The 17,188-nt window shown below is 54.0% G+C and carries 22 protein-coding genes; 3 read left to right on the forward strand and 19 right to left on the reverse strand.

Annotated features, from left to right (window positions below; translation table 11 throughout):
* Positions 1 to 10: 10 nt before the first annotated feature.
* From nusB to PDUR_RS17745, 15 genes are all read right to left on the reverse strand, one after another.
* Complete coding sequence (nusB, locus tag PDUR_RS17675) at positions 11 to 469, reverse strand: transcription antitermination factor NusB (RefSeq protein WP_042207467.1); 459 nt, start codon at positions 467 to 469, stop codon at positions 11 to 13.
* Between the two features lie 294 nt (positions 470 to 763).
* Positions 764 to 994 (reverse strand): DUF2273 domain-containing protein, encoded by a 231-nt coding sequence (locus tag PDUR_RS17680; RefSeq protein ID WP_042207468.1) that lies wholly within the window; start codon positions 992 to 994, stop codon positions 764 to 766.
* A gap of 15 nt (positions 995 to 1,009) precedes the next feature.
* Positions 1,010 to 1,549, reverse strand: coding sequence for an alkaline shock response membrane anchor protein AmaP (gene amaP / locus PDUR_RS17685; protein WP_042207469.1), 540 nt, complete (start codon positions 1,547 to 1,549; stop codon positions 1,010 to 1,012).
* 74 nt (positions 1,550 to 1,623) lie between these two features.
* Positions 1,624 to 2,040 carry an Asp23/Gls24 family envelope stress response protein gene (locus tag PDUR_RS17690; protein WP_042207470.1) on the reverse strand — a complete coding sequence of 139 codons (417 nt, stop codon included), beginning with the start codon at positions 2,038 to 2,040 and terminating at the stop codon, positions 1,624 to 1,626.
* A 112-nt stretch (positions 2,041 to 2,152) separates the two neighbouring features.
* Positions 2,153 to 3,496: an acetyl-CoA carboxylase biotin carboxylase subunit gene (gene accC / locus PDUR_RS17695; protein ID WP_042207471.1), complete on the reverse strand. Its 1,344-nt coding sequence runs from the start codon at positions 3,494 to 3,496 to the stop codon at positions 2,153 to 2,155.
* A gap of 16 nt (positions 3,497 to 3,512) precedes the next feature.
* Positions 3,513 to 4,031 (reverse strand): acetyl-CoA carboxylase biotin carboxyl carrier protein, encoded by a 519-nt coding sequence (accB, locus tag PDUR_RS17700; RefSeq protein WP_042207472.1) that lies wholly within the window; start codon positions 4,029 to 4,031, stop codon positions 3,513 to 3,515.
* 248 nt (positions 4,032 to 4,279) lie between these two features.
* Positions 4,280 to 5,203 (reverse strand): SpoIIIAH-like family protein, encoded by a 924-nt coding sequence (locus PDUR_RS17705; RefSeq protein ID WP_042207473.1) that lies wholly within the window; start codon positions 5,201 to 5,203, stop codon positions 4,280 to 4,282.
* Between the two features lie 64 nt (positions 5,204 to 5,267).
* A complete protein-coding gene (gene spoIIIAG, locus PDUR_RS17710) occupies positions 5,268 to 5,909 on the reverse strand; it encodes a stage III sporulation protein AG (RefSeq protein WP_042207474.1) in 642 nt (213 codons plus the stop codon).
* A 44-nt stretch (positions 5,910 to 5,953) separates the two neighbouring features.
* The gene (gene spoIIIAF / locus PDUR_RS27395) at positions 5,954 to 6,712 is read right to left on the reverse strand and encodes a stage III sporulation protein AF (protein ID WP_052410275.1); all 759 of its coding nucleotides are present in this window, start codon (positions 6,710 to 6,712) and stop codon (positions 5,954 to 5,956) included.
* Positions 6,713 to 6,734: 22 nt separating this feature from the next.
* Positions 6,735 to 8,117, reverse strand: a complete 1,383-nt coding sequence (spoIIIAE, locus tag PDUR_RS17720; RefSeq protein WP_233277386.1) for a stage III sporulation protein AE — start codon at positions 8,115 to 8,117, stop codon at positions 6,735 to 6,737.
* Positions 8,118 to 8,165: 48 nt separating this feature from the next.
* Positions 8,166 to 8,555 carry a stage III sporulation protein AD gene (spoIIIAD, locus tag PDUR_RS17725; protein ID WP_042207476.1) on the reverse strand — a complete coding sequence of 130 codons (390 nt, stop codon included), beginning with the start codon at positions 8,553 to 8,555 and terminating at the stop codon, positions 8,166 to 8,168.
* An 8-nt stretch (positions 8,556 to 8,563) separates the two neighbouring features.
* Complete coding sequence (gene spoIIIAC / locus PDUR_RS17730; RefSeq protein ID WP_025335735.1) at positions 8,564 to 8,767, reverse strand: stage III sporulation protein AC; 204 nt, start codon at positions 8,765 to 8,767, stop codon at positions 8,564 to 8,566.
* A 13-nt stretch (positions 8,768 to 8,780) separates the two neighbouring features.
* Positions 8,781 to 9,299: a stage III sporulation protein SpoIIIAB gene (gene spoIIIAB, locus PDUR_RS17735; protein WP_042207477.1), complete on the reverse strand. Its 519-nt coding sequence runs from the start codon at positions 9,297 to 9,299 to the stop codon at positions 8,781 to 8,783.
* Complete coding sequence (gene spoIIIAA, locus PDUR_RS17740) at positions 9,292 to 10,290, reverse strand: stage III sporulation protein AA (RefSeq protein WP_042207478.1); 999 nt, start codon at positions 10,288 to 10,290, stop codon at positions 9,292 to 9,294. The genes spoIIIAB and spoIIIAA overlap by 8 nt, the downstream gene beginning before the upstream one ends.
* 81 nt (positions 10,291 to 10,371) lie before the next feature.
* Positions 10,372 to 10,635, reverse strand: coding sequence for a YqhV family protein (locus tag PDUR_RS17745; protein WP_407944236.1), 264 nt, complete (start codon positions 10,633 to 10,635; stop codon positions 10,372 to 10,374).
* Positions 10,636 to 10,889: 254 nt separating this feature from the next.
* Here PDUR_RS17745 and PDUR_RS17750 point away from each other — a divergent pair, with 254 nt between their 5' ends.
* Positions 10,890 to 11,756 carry a YitT family protein gene (locus PDUR_RS17750; protein WP_081949573.1) on the forward strand — a complete coding sequence of 289 codons (867 nt, stop codon included), beginning with the start codon at positions 10,890 to 10,892 and terminating at the stop codon, positions 11,754 to 11,756.
* A gap of 148 nt (positions 11,757 to 11,904) precedes the next feature.
* On the opposite strand, the gene PDUR_RS17755 is transcribed toward PDUR_RS17750, so the two are convergent.
* From PDUR_RS17755 to PDUR_RS17770, 4 genes are all read right to left on the reverse strand, one after another.
* Positions 11,905 to 13,158, reverse strand: a complete 1,254-nt coding sequence (locus PDUR_RS17755; RefSeq protein ID WP_042207479.1) for an aspartate kinase — start codon at positions 13,156 to 13,158, stop codon at positions 11,905 to 11,907.
* A gap of 202 nt (positions 13,159 to 13,360) precedes the next feature.
* Positions 13,361 to 13,918 (reverse strand): elongation factor P, encoded by a 558-nt coding sequence (efp, locus tag PDUR_RS17760; RefSeq protein ID WP_042207480.1) that lies wholly within the window; start codon positions 13,916 to 13,918, stop codon positions 13,361 to 13,363.
* A gap of 95 nt (positions 13,919 to 14,013) precedes the next feature.
* Positions 14,014 to 15,084 carry a M24 family metallopeptidase gene (locus PDUR_RS17765; RefSeq protein ID WP_042207481.1) on the reverse strand — a complete coding sequence of 357 codons (1,071 nt, stop codon included), beginning with the start codon at positions 15,082 to 15,084 and terminating at the stop codon, positions 14,014 to 14,016.
* 75 nt (positions 15,085 to 15,159) lie between these two features.
* Complete coding sequence (locus tag PDUR_RS17770) at positions 15,160 to 15,651, reverse strand: YqhR family membrane protein (protein ID WP_042207483.1); 492 nt, start codon at positions 15,649 to 15,651, stop codon at positions 15,160 to 15,162.
* 227 nt (positions 15,652 to 15,878) lie between these two features.
* On the opposite strand from PDUR_RS17770, the gene PDUR_RS17775 reads away from it, so the two are divergent.
* The gene (locus tag PDUR_RS17775; RefSeq protein WP_042209472.1) at positions 15,879 to 16,823 is read left to right on the forward strand and encodes a DUF1385 domain-containing protein; all 945 of its coding nucleotides are present in this window, start codon (positions 15,879 to 15,881) and stop codon (positions 16,821 to 16,823) included.
* A gap of 7 nt (positions 16,824 to 16,830) precedes the next feature.
* Positions 16,831 to 17,178 carry a hypothetical protein gene (locus PDUR_RS17780; protein WP_042207484.1) on the forward strand — a complete coding sequence of 116 codons (348 nt, stop codon included), beginning with the start codon at positions 16,831 to 16,833 and terminating at the stop codon, positions 17,176 to 17,178.
* Positions 17,179 to 17,188 lie beyond the last annotated feature (10 nt).

Here is a 17,188-nt window from a genome sequence, read left to right on the forward strand (position 1 = left end):
TGAAACAACTTCATTTTTTGGAACGGTTTGTCTTCAGTTCTTCCAGATCCTGAATCATTTTTCCCAGCACACCGTTGACGAATTTGCCGGAATCCTCGGTGCCGAAATGCTTGGCGAGCTCAATCGCCTCATTGACGGCAACCTTTGCCGGAACGTCATTCCGATAAATCATTTCATAGGCGGCTAGCCTTAAAATCTGACGGTCGACGCGGGACAACCGGCTCATCTGCCAGCCCTTCAAATAATGCTCCAGCATATCGTCAATCGCAGGCTTAGCTTCCCAAATGCCGTTCACATGGTCCAGCACATAATCCTTTAGCTGCAGCTCGTCCGAAATAACGCGCTCGGTCTCATTTTCCTCCGCCGCCTCTTCCAGCAGCATTTCCACCGCTTCGCCGCTTTCCACCTCGTTCATTTCCATCTGATACAGGCTTTGTACGATAATTTCTCTCGCTATACGTCTTTTCATTTGTTCCTCCTTTAAATTAATCATGCTTCAAGTAACAAGGATAGCGGAAATACTCCCGTTCAATTTCCCTCTACGTCATATATGAATTAGACAGCTGGAAAAACTCCCTATAATTTCAGCATAATACCCCGTTCCCGTCCGAAATACTCAAATTAGATGAAGATTTTCCAGTCTCTCTAGAAATCAGCACACTCCAATGATCTCTGCAGCACGCAAAAAAACCGCACCGCCCTTCTTTCGGGCACAGAAACACAGGATGACCAGTTCGCTCCGAAAGAAAGGCTTTAGCGCGGTTCACTTGAACGGACGCCAGCGGCCCGACAACTGCTCCAGCAGCTCCCGCCACGGGAACAGTGGAGCCTGCGCGTCTTTTCTGCCGCCAAGCGTATATCCGATGAACACAACCAGTGCAAAGAACAGCATATCCCAGAAACCGCTAATTAAATAAATGATGCCAAGAATTAAGCCAAAGGCCACTCCGGCAATTCTACCTCCGTGACTTCCCCATATTTCTCTCCAAGGCATAAGGGAAATTCACCTCTATTCCACTCGGCTTTTGAAGCTGGGCGCCTGGGCAAGATTGGCAATATAGACGGACACGTCGGCAACCGGAACGCCCGTCGTATCCTGCACATATTCATGCACCTGCCGCTGTACTTCCGAAGTCAGAAGCGGCAGCGAATGCTCGCCGTCCACTACACCGCGAATCATAATTTCAAGTCCCGCCTGGGAGACGCGAATACGCGATCTCAGGTCGCGGATGCCCTTGACTCTTCCGGCCGCCTTTAGGCTGAGATTCTCAATCGTTTCCATGGAAATCTGAATATCTCCGTACTCCGTCCGCTGATCGACCGACAGACTGGATGTCCGCTCCCGGCGAATGGAGATGTAGAAGAACCGGATACTGAGCAGGAACAAAATCACCGCCGCAACAATCACGGCGATATAAGCGGTTTCCCAGTTCCGGATCTCCAGACTCCGCGGAAGAACACCGCTTAACAGGAGGATGGCAATAACAGATAATGTTCCAACGCTCAAGCTGTAAATAAACAGCAAAAGTCTGTCTAAAATTTTGGCCACGAGCCTATTAACCTCCTCAAAGTAGACTAAACCCTCGACTTGACCGTCGGGGGTTTAATGAAGACCGGAAGTCCTTATTTCACACGAAGGGCAAATTCGGTATCATCGGCAGCAGTGTTCTTTTCCGCACTCTTGAACTGGACGTCGTGAATATGCACATTCACTTCTACTACCGTCAGGCCTGTCATCGTTTCGATGGACCGTTTGACGTTTCGCTGAATTTCCGCCGCCACTTCCGGGAGACGGGTTCCATATTCGATAATCACGGAGACGTCCACCGCAGCCTCGCGCTGTCCGACTTCCACCTTAACGCCTTTTGAAAGGTTCTTGCGTCCCAGCAGCTCGACAATGCCTCCGGCAAATCCGCCGCTCATGCCCGCTACGCCTTTAACCTCAACGGTCGCAAGGCCCGCGATCACCTCAATCACTTCGGGAGCGATCTGGATTTCACCGATTTCCGTACGTTCAAATTCTGTCGGCAGTGTACTCATTTTGTCCCCCACACCTTTCACATTTGTTCATGATGGCAAGCTTAAAGCACGTCTCTCCATTAAACATACTATATCATTTGGCGAAGTTTATGACAAACAATGCGGCTTCGCCCTAAATTTCATTTTCTTCAAGGAACTTGATATCGAAATGGCCGTCCAGGAATACGGGATGCTCCAGCAATTTTTGATGGAAGGGGATTGTGGTATGTATACCTTCAATGGCGAACTCGCCCAGAGCCCGCTTCATCTTGAAAATCGCTTCCTGGCGCGTAGGCGCCCAGACGATGAGCTTTGCAATCATGGAATCATAAAAAGGCGATATCGTTCCGCCGGGATACGCGGCACTGTCCACACGGACGCCAAGTCCGCCCGGAGGCAGGTAAAAGCCGATCTTGCCCGGAGAAGGCATGAAATTCTTGGCCGGGTCTTCCGCATTGATGCGGCACTCGATCGACCAGCCGTTAATGACGATATCCTCCTGGGTGAATGAAAGTGGGTTGCCCTCGGCCACCGAAATCATTTCCTTGATCAAATCCACTCCCGTTACCATTTCGGTAACCGGATGCTCAACCTGAATACGGGTGTTCATTTCCATAAAGTAAAACTGCCCGTCTGCGCCAAGCAGAAATTCAAGCGTTCCCGCACCGGAATAATTTACGGCCAGCGCGGCGCGGACAGCCGCTTCTCCCATAGCCTGGCGGATATCCGGCGTAAGAACAGAGCAAGGCGCCTCCTCCACCAGCTTCTGGCGGCGGCGCTGCACGGAACAGTCCCGTTCGCCCAGATGGACAACGTTGCCGTGGTTATCGGCGATAATCTGGATTTCGACATGCTTCATGCCGGTCAGGTATTTCTCCAGATAGACTCCGGCGTTGCCGAATGCCTTCTGCGCTTCCTGCTGGGCGGCAGTAATCTGCTTGACCAGCGATTCCTCATCTTCGGCGATACGGATGCCTTTGCCTCCGCCTCCGGCGGTAGCCTTGATGATAATGGGGTAACCAATCTCTCTGCCAAGCAGCATCGCTTCCTCCACATCGTCCACAAGACCGTCGGAACCGGGAATGACCGGAACGCCGGCCTGCTTCATCGTATCTTTCGCCACAGCTTTGTCACCCATCCGGGTGATGGCTTCAGGGGACGGACCGATAAATATGATATTGCAGGAACCGCAAATCTCGGCGAAATCGGCGTTCTCGGCAAGGAAGCCGTAGCCTGGATGGACGGCGTCGCATTCAGTCAGGGTGGCGACGCTCATAATATTCGTAAAATTCAAATAGCTGTCCTTGGAAGCTGTCGGTCCGATGCAATAAGCTTCGTCGGCCAGCCGGACATGCAGCGAATCGCGGTCGGGCTCCGAATAGACCGCAACGGTTGAAATGCCCAATTCGCGGCAGGCGCGAATAATCCGAACGGCAATTTCCCCCCGGTTGGCGATCAACACTTTTTGTATATTCATTACTTTCCTCCCGATTCTAAGATTCCGGCTTCACCAGGAACAAGGGCTGGCCGTACTCCACAAGCTGGCCGTTCTCCGCAAGTACGGACACGATTTCCCCGCGGACTTCCGCTTCCAGCTCGTTCATCAGCTTCATCGCTTCGATAATGCACACCGTCGACTTCTCGGTCACCCGGTCGCCAACGCTTACGAACTGAGGTAAATCCGGCGAAGCTGCGGTGTAGAATGTTCCCACCATCGGAGAAACGATTTTATGTAAGGTTCCCTCTGCGGGAGTAGAGATCGTCTCCGCTTGCGGAGCGGCGGGACTGACGGCAGCTTGCCCGGCAATCTGCTGCGGAACGGGCGGCTGTGGAGCGGGCGTAAAGGGGTAAGGAAAAGGCGCTGCCGGAATTACATGCGCTTCAGCAGCCTCGGAACGGTCCGGTTTGCGGATAGCCAGCTTCATTCCTTCGCTTTCAATCTCCAGTTCATGCACGGAAGAGGTCTGGTCCAGCAATTCGATCAATTCCTTAATTTCACTTAATTTGAACATTTCGATCAGTTCACTCCTTCAGCTTTCTGTCGAACCCGCCAACTCGGCGGATAAGATGAAACGGCTTCGCGGCCCTTTCGGGGGCGTCAACACGTCACTCGCAAAAACATAGGGCAAAGGTTAGCTGCAAAGCTAATCCACCTATTTTCCATGATAACTTTATGTATTATATCACAAACGGAGGAAATAGAAAGAGCCCGGGACAACCCGAGCTCTTTCGCCAATTCCTGCGTAATTTTATGTTCGTATTACTGCTCCGATACATGCTGTACGCTTACTTTATCCTGTGAAACGCTCAGCTCTTTCATAACCAGATCGATGATCGAAGCCGCCTGTTTCACATCCAGCTTGTCGCTGAGCACAACCACCTTGTAGGAATCATTGCTTCCTTCCTTGACGATTGCTTCGCTGTACTCTTGTTGAAGCTTTTCTTCGATTCCGTTGATTCTGGATTCCTTCTCTTCCAGCTGATGCAGCTGCTCCTGCGCCGCCGCGCTGTCCGCCGGCGATTTGTCCATATCATTGATCGCAGCCAGCAGATCATGTTGTTCTTTCAGGTTCTTCTGCTCGCGTTCGTATAAGTAGTTGGTGAACAGACTGGAGGCCGAAGTGCTTTGCGATGCGACTTCATTCAGAACGGCTGCATCGTCCTTCGATACGCCGCTGTCTGCCGATGCGGCATCCTTACCGCTATCCGATGAGGCCGTGTCCGGTTTCGCGGAAGCGGCGGGAGCCGAGGCGGATGCCTGATCCTTACCGGCATCCGCTGCCGGGTCTGCCGCGGATTTGCCGTCATCCGTTCCCGCCGGCGCGGAGCTCGAAGCGTCTTCCGCTGAGCTTGGTGCCGCGTTCGGGTCTGCCGCGGCATTTGAATCGGCGTTCGGGTCTGCCGCGGCATTTGGATCGGCGGCCGCGGCCGAATCCGAGGACGCATTCGGATCAGCGGCCGAATCGCCGCCCTGCGGAGTCACTTCACTTGCAGTCGCGCCGCTGTCAGCTGTCGACGGAAGCGCAGCCCCCGCCGTATCTTTGACGGTATCCACCTGAATCGTGCCGGCCGTATCCTTGGGCGAAGAGACGCCCGAGTCCTCCGTGAACAAATAGTAAGCGGAGAGGACTACCATTAAGCTGAGCATAGACACCAACCAGATTGTTTGTCTTTTGCCGTTCATTACTTTTCCTCCTTTTTGCTGTTCCTTCAGATTCGTCTGCCGAAACCATAGCCTATCGCGCTTCTTATTCCTGCTTGCGCGGCACAACGGAAATGCGGTAGCTTGGGACGTTCAGCGCTTTTTCGACCGCCTGCATGATCAGCCTATTCACCACCTTGTTCTCGGCTCCCTTGGCGACAATGAGCACACCGCGAACCTGAGGCTTGATTCTTTTGGTAATAATCGGCGTCTCGTCTCCGGATTGGGTGTAGGTGACGATTTCGCCGTCTCTCGTATACGTGGTCGTGTGGCGTTTGCCGCCGTTCGCGTCGGTCTCCTCGCTGAGCTGCTGGGAATCGTTCACATTACGCTGGACGACGACCTCCTCGGTGGAATCCACGGTCACCATAATATCCACCGTGCCGACCCCGACGATTTGCTCCAGAATACCTTTCATCTGGTTCTCCATTTCGCGCTCAATGCCGTCAAACGAACTTGTGCTTTCCCCCGTCTCCTCCTGCATGGCCGCCTGCGAGTTCTGAGTTTGCGGCGATCCTCTCCCCGTATTCTCACTGTCGAGCTTCTTCACATTAACAAAGGAATTGAACAGCATAATCGCCGCGCCTAGGAGACCCAGGATGATCAGCCAGCGGAACGTATGGTTTCGCTTCGGATTGTCCGTCCCGCCGCCGACCAGCTGCTCCAGCTTCTTCAGCCAATTGCCCACTATCGTTTGCCCTCCTTCCATTTCCCGTCAGATGAACCCTGTCGTTATAATTTGTCCGTGCCGCCGCCCACTACTTTTATCTTGCCGGGATCAAGGCTCCAGTTCTTCTCCAGCAGCGCCGTTACCGCTTGGGCGTCCGCACCGCCAGATCCGCCTCCCTCGTCCGTCCCGGATACCGCCAGATCGGCCCGGCCTGCGCTTGCGTCCTGTTCCTTCGGCCTATTCTCTCCCTCGCCAAGTTTAACTTTGATATCCTCCACGGGCTGAACCATGATCGGAGTGCTTCCGCCGCTGCCAGGTCCACCGGGCGCATTGCCTTGAGCGGCGCCTGCTTCACCGGGAAGCGTGACAACCACCTGAGTTATGGCCGGAGCCCATGTAGCGTCCGCCTCATTCGTCAGAGCGAGCGTTACGTTCACATTCGCTCCATGCTTCCCCGTCTCTGCGGCAATCTGATCTCTCATCTGTCCGGCGATTTGCTGCGCGGCCAGCTTTAGGCTTTGGTCCCTGCTGCCTGCGGCGAGCCTTCGCCCGTCGGCCAAAATTTTTTGAAGCTCCGCAGCTGCCGTCCCGGTCTGCCCGGATGTCCCGCCGTCCGACCGGCTGAGGGCCAGACTGAGCTCGGACGCCGCGCTGCCTTTCAACAGCGAGACGATGGGGCCGAGCAGCGTCAGCAGAATCAGCAGGCTGAGCACAAGCCTGGCATAACGCTCCATCGACTTGCTCGGGAGCAGAAGTTCGACGAATGTCGCCAGCAGCACGATTAAAATGATTTCCCGCAGCCATCCTCCCAGCCAGCTCATAATCCACCTCCCTTGTATGCCGTCATCTCATCATGACCGTGACGTTTCCGGCCGTCAGCATGATGGTGACCGCCAGAAAGAACATGAGCGACACGGCGGCCAAGGCGGCGAACACATAGATCATGCTCTTTCCGATCGTCTGCAGGCAGGATACGATCGGCGTGTCGCCGAGCGGCTGCATCACGGCCCCGGCTACGTTGTAAATGATAGCCAGCACAAGGATTTTGATCGCCGGGAACGCGCATAGGAACAGGATGATGATTACGCCTGACAGACCGATCGCATTCTTCACCAGCAATGAAGCGGATATGACGGTATCGGTGGCGTCCGCGAACATTTTGCCGATGACGGGTACGAAATTTCCAGTAATGTATTTAGCCGCCCTGAGCGTTACTCCGTCCGTAACCGAGCTCGTAATGCCTCTGACGGAGATAACGCCCAGGAAGACGGTCAGCAGGACGCCAAGCACCCCAGTGCCGATATTTCTCAGCAGATTTGCAAGCTGGGTTAGCTTATATTTGTCTGAGATGGAACTGACCAGATGCAGAACCGCCGAGAAGAACAGCAGCGGAAACACCATAGTATGAATCAGGGTGCCAATCGTATGGATCATGAACACGATCAGGGGATGGGTCACCGAGACGGTTACGATGTTGCCCATAGAAGCAAGCAGAGCGAACAGAAGCGGTATCATCGCCATCATGAAGTCGATCATCCGGTCGATGGCGTCCTTGGCATAGCCGATGGCGACATTAAAGCTGTTGACCGCGATAACCAGCACCACCATGAAGCAGATCGTATACGCCACCTTGCTGACCATCTTTCGCTCAAACGCCGTTTGCAGCGTCTCCAGAATCATGCTCATTACACTGATCATGACGATCGTGACGAGCAGTTTGCCGTTGTAGAGCACTTCATGCCACATGTAAGATAAGAGTCCCGACAGCACATTTTGCAGGCTAAGCCCTTTCCCGCCCGGTAGCAGCATATCCATGAGCGAAGGTGTGGCCCCATCCGGAAAAAAACCGCCGTAATCCTTCATCAGCTGATCCCAGTACCTCTCGACCTCGTCTTTGGGCAGTTCGTCCACCTGGCTCTTTACCCACTGGTCAATGGGTGTTTCTGCCTGACCGGTTTGCGCCCCGCTTGACACCGCTGAAGCCCCGGCCGGCTCCGCCGCTGCTCCGGCTTGATCGGCTGAATTCCCGGATTCGACCGGACTAGTCCCGGCTTGGCCCGTATAAGTCTCCGTTTGGCCCGGGTTATTCCCGATTTGGCCTGCGGTCATTCCGGCTTCGTCCGCAGGCGATGCGGCGGCAGCCCGGCTCCATCCGATCAACACGAGACAGAGAAGCAGCAGCGCGGCACCAAGTTTGGGAGGACGGAATATGCCGCGCTTTTCCATTGCCGTTGCTCCTTTCGATTGCGGATGGGCTTGACCTAATGACACCTTTTACGCTGGCAGCAGTTTCATGACCGTCTCAATAATGATGCCGATGATCGGCACAGCAAGCGTCATAATCAGCACCTTCCCGGCCAGTTCGATTTTGGAAGCGATCGATTCCTGGCCCGCGTCGCGTACGATCTGGGCTCCGAATTCCGCGATATAGGCGATCCCGATAATTTTGAACACAGTCTTTAGATATACGGTCTCCATGCCCGAAGACTCCGCGAGCCGCTGAAGCGTGGATATGACGCCGCCGATTCTGCCGATCAGAAACAGGAAGATGAGTATGCCCGTAGCCGCGGCTAGCAAGAAGGCGAACATCGGCTTTTGTTCTTTTAGTACAAGAATGAGGACGGTCGACATCAGCCCGATTCCTACGATTTGAATGATTTCCATGGCGCGGCCTATTGAAAAAGAAAGATCGTCTTGATTTCCTGCAGCAGTCCGTCCAGCATCCGGATGACCATGAACAGCACGACGACAAAGCCGATGACGGTCACCCAGTGGGCAATATCCTCTTTGCCCATCTGCTTGAGCACGGTATGAATCATGGCGATAATGATGCCGATGCCGGCAATTTGAAAGATCGCATTGACTTCAATATTCATTCCTGGCACCTCGCTAAAAGATCAAAATGACGATGAGCGCCCCCAGCAGCAGTCCCAGGCTTTTGCTCACTTTTTCGTACTTGGCCTGGTCCTCACGGGCCGAAATCTCCTCCTGCTTCAGCTGCTGCAGCGCCAGCGCAATATGATTCGCTTGATTGCTTCGGTCGCTGGTGCCCAGGGTGCAGCTGAGCTGCCGGACAATTTCCTGCTCCGGCGCTTTCATCGCGGTCGCCTTCCAGTGCGTTTCCATCGCCCGGCCCACCGCTTCCTGCGCGCTCTCGTTACGCGGCGCGCACATGCTATCGGCGGCTGCGGCGAAGAAGCCCCGCAGCGGCTCCCTTGACTGGACAGCGATCCGCTTCATCGCTTCCGGCAGCGGCGTATAGCCGTACATGATCTCGGTCTCCAGGCGCTGAAGCGCGGCGATTAGACCGCGGATGTGCCGGGGCCGGTCTGCGTACTGGCCGGCCCGCCTGAAGCCCGCCAGCGTGGCCGCGAGGAGGATCATCGCGGCGCCGAGAAGCTTAAGCATGGCGTTCGCCTCCTTTAACTTCTCCGGTGTATACCGGAAGCGAGCGTTTGCGGCCGTCCAGCACGCGGAAGGAGAGTTCTCCTGCCGACCGGCGGAGGATGACATACCTTTCGAACATCCCCAGCTCGATAAGCCTGCCCAGACCGGGTCTTAGTGCCAGCTCGGACACTTCCCGGCCGTGCGCGGCTGCCAGAACGGTAATTCCGGCGTGCAGCGCCTCGGACACCGCCTCGACATCCTCGGGCCGGCCGATTTCGTCTGCAATCAGCACATCCGGCGAGAGGGAGCGAATCATCATCATCATGCCCTCGGCTTTGGGACAGCCGTCCAGCACATCCGTGCGCGGGCCGATGTCGAAGGCAGGAATCCCCCTTCGGCTTCCGGCAATCTCGGAACGCTCGTCCACGATGCCTACCTTAAGGCCCGGCCTGCGCCCTTCCCTTCCTCCCTTGCTCCCGGCGGAAATCTGCCGGGCTAGATCACGGAGCAGCGTTGTCTTCCCATGCTGGGGCGGAGACAGAATGAGCGTGTGCATGACCCGCTGGCGGCTCCCGTCCAGAAGATGCGGCAGAAGCCGGTCGGCGACTCCGGGAATCTCTCTTGCGATCCGGACGTTGAATCCGCCGATGTCCCGGAGATGACCTACACTGCCGCCGCTCAGAACCGTCCGCCCAGCGAGCCCGATCCGGTGTCCGCCCGGGATGGTGATGAATCCCTTGCGAAGCTCTTCTTCCATCGTATACAGTGAATGGTTGCTGATCAGATCAAGCATCCGGTGGCTGTCTTCGCGGTCCGGTTTGTATGCCTCCTCCGGTTCCAGGGTCAGCCCCCCGGCCGCGTCTACAAAATGGTATTTACCTGCATAATTGATTTCCAGCGGACGACCTTCCCTAATGCGTATTTCTTCCACCGTCTCCAGCAACGTAAGCGGGAGCCGGGAAAGCGCGGCTTTCACTTTTTCGGGAAATAATTGAAGCCAGTCGTTGGCCATAAGCCGTACCCCCAGTTGTCCTCTATGGAATGCTTTATTCCATATCTATGCTTGTACGTTCGCAATATGACTACCAATCTATCATTTTTTCAAAATGCCGATTAAGAGACACGCCACGCCTATACCCACCCAGGCCAGCTTGCTGGGAGAGAGATCCTGCGCCATGCCCGTTAGTCCGATGGCCGTCGTCAGAATCAGCACGGTCGGACCGACCAGCGCGAGCCCCGAATTAACCGCAAGCGCCTTATCCACCTGGTTCAATCGCAGCATAATTAGCGCAGCAGTGATTTCCACGCTGCCCGACAGCATCCGCAGAATAGCCATCCAGCTTACATACTTGTCCACCTTCGTTACAGCCCCCTCTGCCCGAAATTTGCGTCGCTTCTTCCGAAAGCCGCCGATTCCCGGCTGTTATATTCATAGATATGCGGGATTGTCCCGCTTTAGACAACAAGAATCCGGCATAAAATCAGGTGCGGCAATCCAATATATATGGAAAAGAAACCATTGCGAAAAAAGTGATAGAAAAATCTCATCAGTGTGATAAAATATTTTTAGCAAAATGATAACCAAGTCATGATACAGAAAGGAATGCTTCCATGCACACGCGTCATCATGCAGTAGTCAACACTTTTGAAAGTCTTGCCAAAACGGCCAGAGAAGCAGCTATTGTCGTACTTTCCGCCCTCCTGGTCGCCGCCGGTCTCAAGCTGTTCCTCATCCCGCATCAGCTGCTCAGCGGAGGAGTGGCAGGAACGGCGTCCGTCATCGGATACTTGACCAATCCCAAGTATATTTCGCTCATCTATTTCGGCATCAATCTGCCGATTCTGCTCTGGGGCTTCGTTGCCGTGGGGAAAAAATACATCTGCCTCAGCATGCTCTGCGTCGCCAGCACGACCTGGTTTCTGACGATCATTCCCCAGGTGCAGGTGACCAAAGATCCAATTCTCGCCAGCATCTTCGGCGGGGTTATTATTGCGGGAGGCATCGGTTTCTCTTTACGTGCGGGCGGATCATCGGGAGGATTCGATATTCTGGGCTCCATCATCACGCGCAAGCGCGATGTGCCTATGGGAACAGTGCTGTTCATTATGGACGGGGTGATCATATTGACCCTTGGCTTTATGAAAAGCTGGGATTCCGCGCTGTACGCCATGCTGTGTACCTTTGTGAAGAGCAAGGTCGTTGACATCATTCATATCCGGCATGTCAAACTGACCTGCTTCATCGTTACAAAGCGGAAGGATGAGATGGTCGCGGAGTTGAACCGGCTTCCGCATGGCGTTACCGTCGTCAATGCGGAAGGGGGATACAGCCATGAAGGCAACACGATGCTGATGACGGTCACCACGCGGTACGAGCTTGCGGAGCTTCGCAAGGTGGTTGTTACAGTCGACCCAACCGCATTCGTCAATGTGCTGGAGACAGTGGAAATACTGGGGAGGTTCAAACGGCTGGCCTAAGGGCAGCTTACACATTCGAATGAATTAAAAAAAGGGACTGCTCCGAAAGCCTTGCTAGGCTCGCGGGGCAGTCCCTTGTTGCTGCTTACTGTATAGAAATTTGTGGATTATTCCGCTTTAAACTTTATCAAATCTTTGAAATGGTAGACTACCGGCGATCCTGCGGACCGCCCACAAACACCTGCTGGTCGGTATCCAGACCGTACGCCGTATGCAGCGCCTGGATAATCTCTTGAAGCTTGCCGGACTCCACAACGCAAGATACCTTGATCTCGGAGGTGCTGACCATCTTGATGCTGATTCCAAGACTTGAAATCACATCGAACATCTGCGCCGCGACACCGGGATGGCTGACCATGCCCGCGCCGACGATGGAGATCTTGACCAGATTATCTTCCGATGTTACTTGGCGGTATGGCAATTCTTGTCTGATTTGCCGGATAACATCCTTGGCCTTTTCCATTTCGCCCAGCGAAACGGTGAAGGAGAAATCCGCTTCCCCGTTCTGTACGCCGCTCTGCACGATGATGTCGACGTTGATGCCTTCAGCGGCCAGCTTTCCGAACACCTGAGCCAGTACGCCGGGAACATCGGCCACTCCCGAAATACTGATCCGAGCCACATTTTTGTCGTAAGCGATGCCGCTTACCGCCACTCCCTGCTCCATGCTTGCTTCCTCCTTCACCACAGTGCCTTCATTATAATTAAAGCTCGACCGCACAACCAGCTTCACCTGGTACCGCTTTGCGTATTCCACCGCGCGCGGATGCAGCACGGCAGCGCCCAGATTGGCGAGCTCCAGCATTTCGTCATATGAGATTTCTTTAAGCTTGCGCGCGTTCTTCACGATGCGCGGGTCGGTGGAATATACACCATCAACGTCGGTATAGATCTCGCACACGTCCGCCTTGATCGCCGCAGCCAGCGCAACCGCCGTCGTATCGGAGCCGCCGCGTCCGAGCGTCGTAATTTCGCCGTCAGTCGTCATCCCTTGAAAGCCGGCAACGATAACAATCTTGTCTTTCTCCAGCGCTTCCAGCACACGACCGGGTACAATCTCGTTAATCCGAGCCCGTCCGTGCGTCTCATCCGTGCGGAAGCCGGCCTGCCAGCCCGTATAGGAAACGGCCTCCCGTCCAATGCCGGCTAGAGCGATGGACAGCAGCGCAATGGAGATCTGCTCCCCTGTCGTCATCAGCATGTCCATCTCGCGCGCAGGCTGCTGGCTGCTAAGCAGCTTGGCCTGATCGATCAGATCGTCGGTCGTGTCCCCCATGGCGGAGACGACCACGACACAGCGATGGCCCTCATCCTGCTTGTCTGCGATGCGTTTGGCAACCCGCTTCATACGCTCGGTGTCGCCTACGGAGCTGCCTCCGAATTTCATGACATAAAGTGACAAAGCCTCATTCACTCCCTACTTCAAATTCTATGTAGCAGTTAATACATTCGGTTTCCCGCTTTTACACAGTATAATACGAAAGTGACCGGATGCGTTAATTATTTTGCAAAAAATAGCGACATATCTTAAGGCCGTTGAACGCTAAAACTCCCCGCATCCATGCGGGGAGGCCGGTATCGTGCGGTAACAAGACAAAGCAAGCTTACGCGCGGGAAATATACTTGCCTTCGCGTGTATCGATCAGGAGAACGTCATCCTCGTTAATGAAGAGCGGCACCTGAACGGTATGTCCGGTCTCAAGTTTGGCCGCCTTCGTCGCGCCTTGGGCTGTATTGCCTTTTACGCCCGGCTCGGTTTCCACAACTTTGAGCTCAACGCTGGTCGGCAGATTGATGCCGAGAAGCTCGCCCTGGTAGCTGACGATGTTAACCGTCATGTTCTCTTTAAGGAAGTTCAGTTCCCATTCGAGCTGGTCAGCTTCAAGGGTGAATTGATCATAGGTTTGGTTGTCCATGAACACATGCTCGGAAGCGCTCGCATACAGATATTGCACGGCGCGGTTCTCGATGATGGCGCGGCCGATTGTCTCGCCCGCACGGAAAGTACGTTCAACGGTGTTGCCGTTGCGCAGGTTCTTCAGCTTGGAACGGACGAACGCCGCGCCCTTGCCCGGTTTAACATGCTGGAAGTCCAACACAGTAAAAATGTCGCCGTCCACCTCAACGGTCAGGCCTGTTTTAAAATCGTTTACGGAAATCACTAATAAACCCCTCCTGAATTCGAAAATAACTTGTCCTTATATTAGAACAATTAAACTGTTTCGGCTGTAACCTAGCAGGGCGGTTTTACCGAAATTTAGAGAACGGTGTAATCCTTAGATGAATGAGTCAATCTCTCGACGCCGGTCTCCGTTACGACTACATCATCCTCAATGCGAACGCCTCCGAGTCCCGGCACATAAATGCCCGGCTCAACGGTGACAACCATACCCGGCTGAAGCACATCGTCGCTGAGCTTCGACAGCCGCGGCCACTCATGAACTTCCATGCCAAGGCCGTGGCCAAGACTATGCCCGAACTGCTCTCCGTAACCATAGCGGGTGATGATATCCCGTGACAGAGCGTCGCATTCCTTGCCGGTCATGCCCGGCTTAATATGCTCCAGCGCGTACAGCTGAGCCTCCAGCACGATGTCGTAAATCTCTTTAAGTTTAGGGTCAGGGCTGCCCAGCGCGATCGTCCGCGTGATGTCGGAGCAGTAGCCGTCCAGCAGCGCGCCAAAGTCAAACGTCACGAATTCATTATTCTGAATGACCTTCTGACTCGCAACGCCATGCGGCATGGAGGAGCGTTCTCCGGAAGCTACGATCGTATCGAAGGACGAGGCGGTCGCCCCGTGGCTCCGCATGTAGAATTCCATTTCCAGATCGACGTCCCGCTCGGTCATGCCCGGCTTGATCACATTCAGAATGTGCCGGAACGTATCGTCCGCAAGATCCGCCGCTCTTCTCATCACGGCAAGCTCATCTTCATCCTTGAACATGCGAAGCTTCTCTACCGCTTGAGATACCGGAACGAGTTCGGCCGGCTTCAGCGCTTCCACGTATGACGTATATGCGCCGTAGGACACGTCGTCCTGCTCGAAGCCAAGGCGTACCTGCCCGCTCTTCGGCAGCAGCTCGCGAACCGTATCGATAAACTTCGGCCCATGCTGCACGACCTTAAGCCCCTTCGCCTGTTCCGAAGCCTGGGTCATGTAGCGGAAGTCGGTCAGCAAATAGCTCTCGTCGCCCGTAATCAGCACATAGCCGGATGAACCGGTAAATCCGCTCAAATAACGGCGGTTAATGCTGCTCGTGATTAACATCGCATCCAGACCGCGATCCTGTACTACCTTCCGCAGTTTGGAGACCCGGTTGTTGCCCATGATCATTCTCCTCTCGAAAATAGCCACATTGTATTGTAACATAGGGCCATGCCAACTGAGAAGTTTTTTTGATCGTCAGGCCATTCCCGTACTGCTGTCCCTCTTGCGCTCATCCGTGTATTCGGTCGCGGCCGTATAGCCAATGAACAGTCCCCATAGCAGGAACAGGCAAAATTCACTGATTAACGAATCCCAGGGAAGCCGAAAAGGCGGCTGCATCAGGAAGAGCCAGGAGCAGGCCAGAATAAGCACCGACCACCACACAATTCCATAGATCATTCCTGCCCAAGGCCCTTTAATTTTACGGAAAACCAGAACATACAAGATGGAACAAAGAACCGAGAAGCCGATGAACAGAAGATACCCCGCCAGTTGCCCAGCGACCGTCACCAGAAATTTATGCTTAAAGATCGGCTCGCCCAGAAAGCCCGGGATTACCTTTGTAAAGTGAAGCACATAGAATATCCAATGCAATCCGCCCCAGATGAGGCCCGCAAAAAAACCCGTTTCAATCGCAAAAAACAACGGATTCGTCTTCTGCCGCTGCTGACTCGCCGCATTGCCCATTTAGCCGCACTCTCCTCTTTCTACTATAAGATATAGCCCTTACAATTGGCCTCTAATCCTCTTTACAGACTAGTATGCGCAGGAAAGATCGATCCAAGTAGAAATGTAAACAAAAATTAGTTACAATGAAGAATATAAAGAGCAATACACTACAATATTACGGGAAGGTGAATTGGTTGTCTCAGGGAATTCCGAGTTACGGCGGTCAGGCCGTCATCGAAGGTGTTATGTTCGGCGGCAAGCATGTCAATGTGACAGCCGTGCGGCGGAAGAATCAGGAAATTACTTTTTTGGAGGTGCCGAGAAGCGAGAAGAGCTGGGTTGTCAAACTGCGCAAGATCCCGCTGCTCCGCGGCCTTGTCAGTATTATAGATGCCAGCGCCAAAGGCTCCAAGCATTTGAATTATTCCGCGGAGGCTTATGCGGAAGACGAGACGGAGACGGAGGAAATCGCCAAGCAGAATAAGAAGAAGGAGAAAGAAGAGGGCTGGAGTCTTGGTATGATGCTGGGCGTAGCCGTCATGGGTATTTTATCCTTCATTGTCGGCAAAATTATTTTCACCCTTGTTCCCGTGTTCGTAGAACATTATTTGTTCGGCAATGCATTCAAGAACTACGTTCTGCACAACCTCATTGAAGGGGCCATTAAGCTGGTCCTGCTGCTTGTCTATCTGTGGGCTATCTCCCAGACCCCTGTTGTCAAAAGATTGTTCCAGTATCACGGCGCAGAGCATAAGGTCATCAGCGCGTTCGAAGCCGGCGACGAATTGACGGTAGAGAACGTACAGAAGCACAGCCGCCTGCATTACCGCTGCGGCAGCAGCTTCATGATGCTGACGATAGTGCTGGGTGTCATCATTTATTCCGTTGTGCCTTGGGATACCCTTGTAGAGAGGATCGTGCAGCGGCTTATCCTGCTTCCACTCGTTATCGGTGTATCCTTCGAAGTGCTGAAGGGCACCAACGCCGTACGTGAACTTCCGGTGCTGCGCTTTCTCGGCTATCCCGGACTATGGCTGCAGCTGCTTACAACGAAAGAACCAAAGGACGATCAGGTGGAAGTATCGATTGCCTCCTTCAACCGCATGCGCGAATTGGATGCGGCAATCGAAGCAAAAGGATATCAACAATCAAGTGTAACCGGAGGCATATTGGACCCTGCGAAAGGATGAGTGGCCTATGAAACGGCATGCTTTGATTTTTTGGACCGCAGTACTGCTAGCGGTTTTCGGTCTCGTATCAGGTTTGGAAACAGATGGCCTTAGTTCGCTGAAGGGCTTTATCGTTCCCGTCGCTTTGTTCCTTGTCTTGTTCCTGCTCTACAAGTTCCCGCCCCGCCGGTTTACGGGAAGCGGTAACCGGAGACAGCCCAAAATCAAGGTAAAGCCTTCCCAGAAGACATTGGCGAAGGTCGCAGGCATGCGAAAGAGCCCGCCGCCAGCCGGCAAACGCAAGACCTATCCTTTTCGAGTCATTGAAGGCAGCAAAGGGAAGAACGAAGATGAACAACTGCCCAGATATCACTGATTTAAGCACG

The sequence above is a fragment of the Paenibacillus durus genome, from assembly GCF_000756615.1.
Lineage (GTDB): Bacteria > Bacillota > Bacilli > Paenibacillales > Paenibacillaceae > Paenibacillus_AQ > Paenibacillus_AQ durus.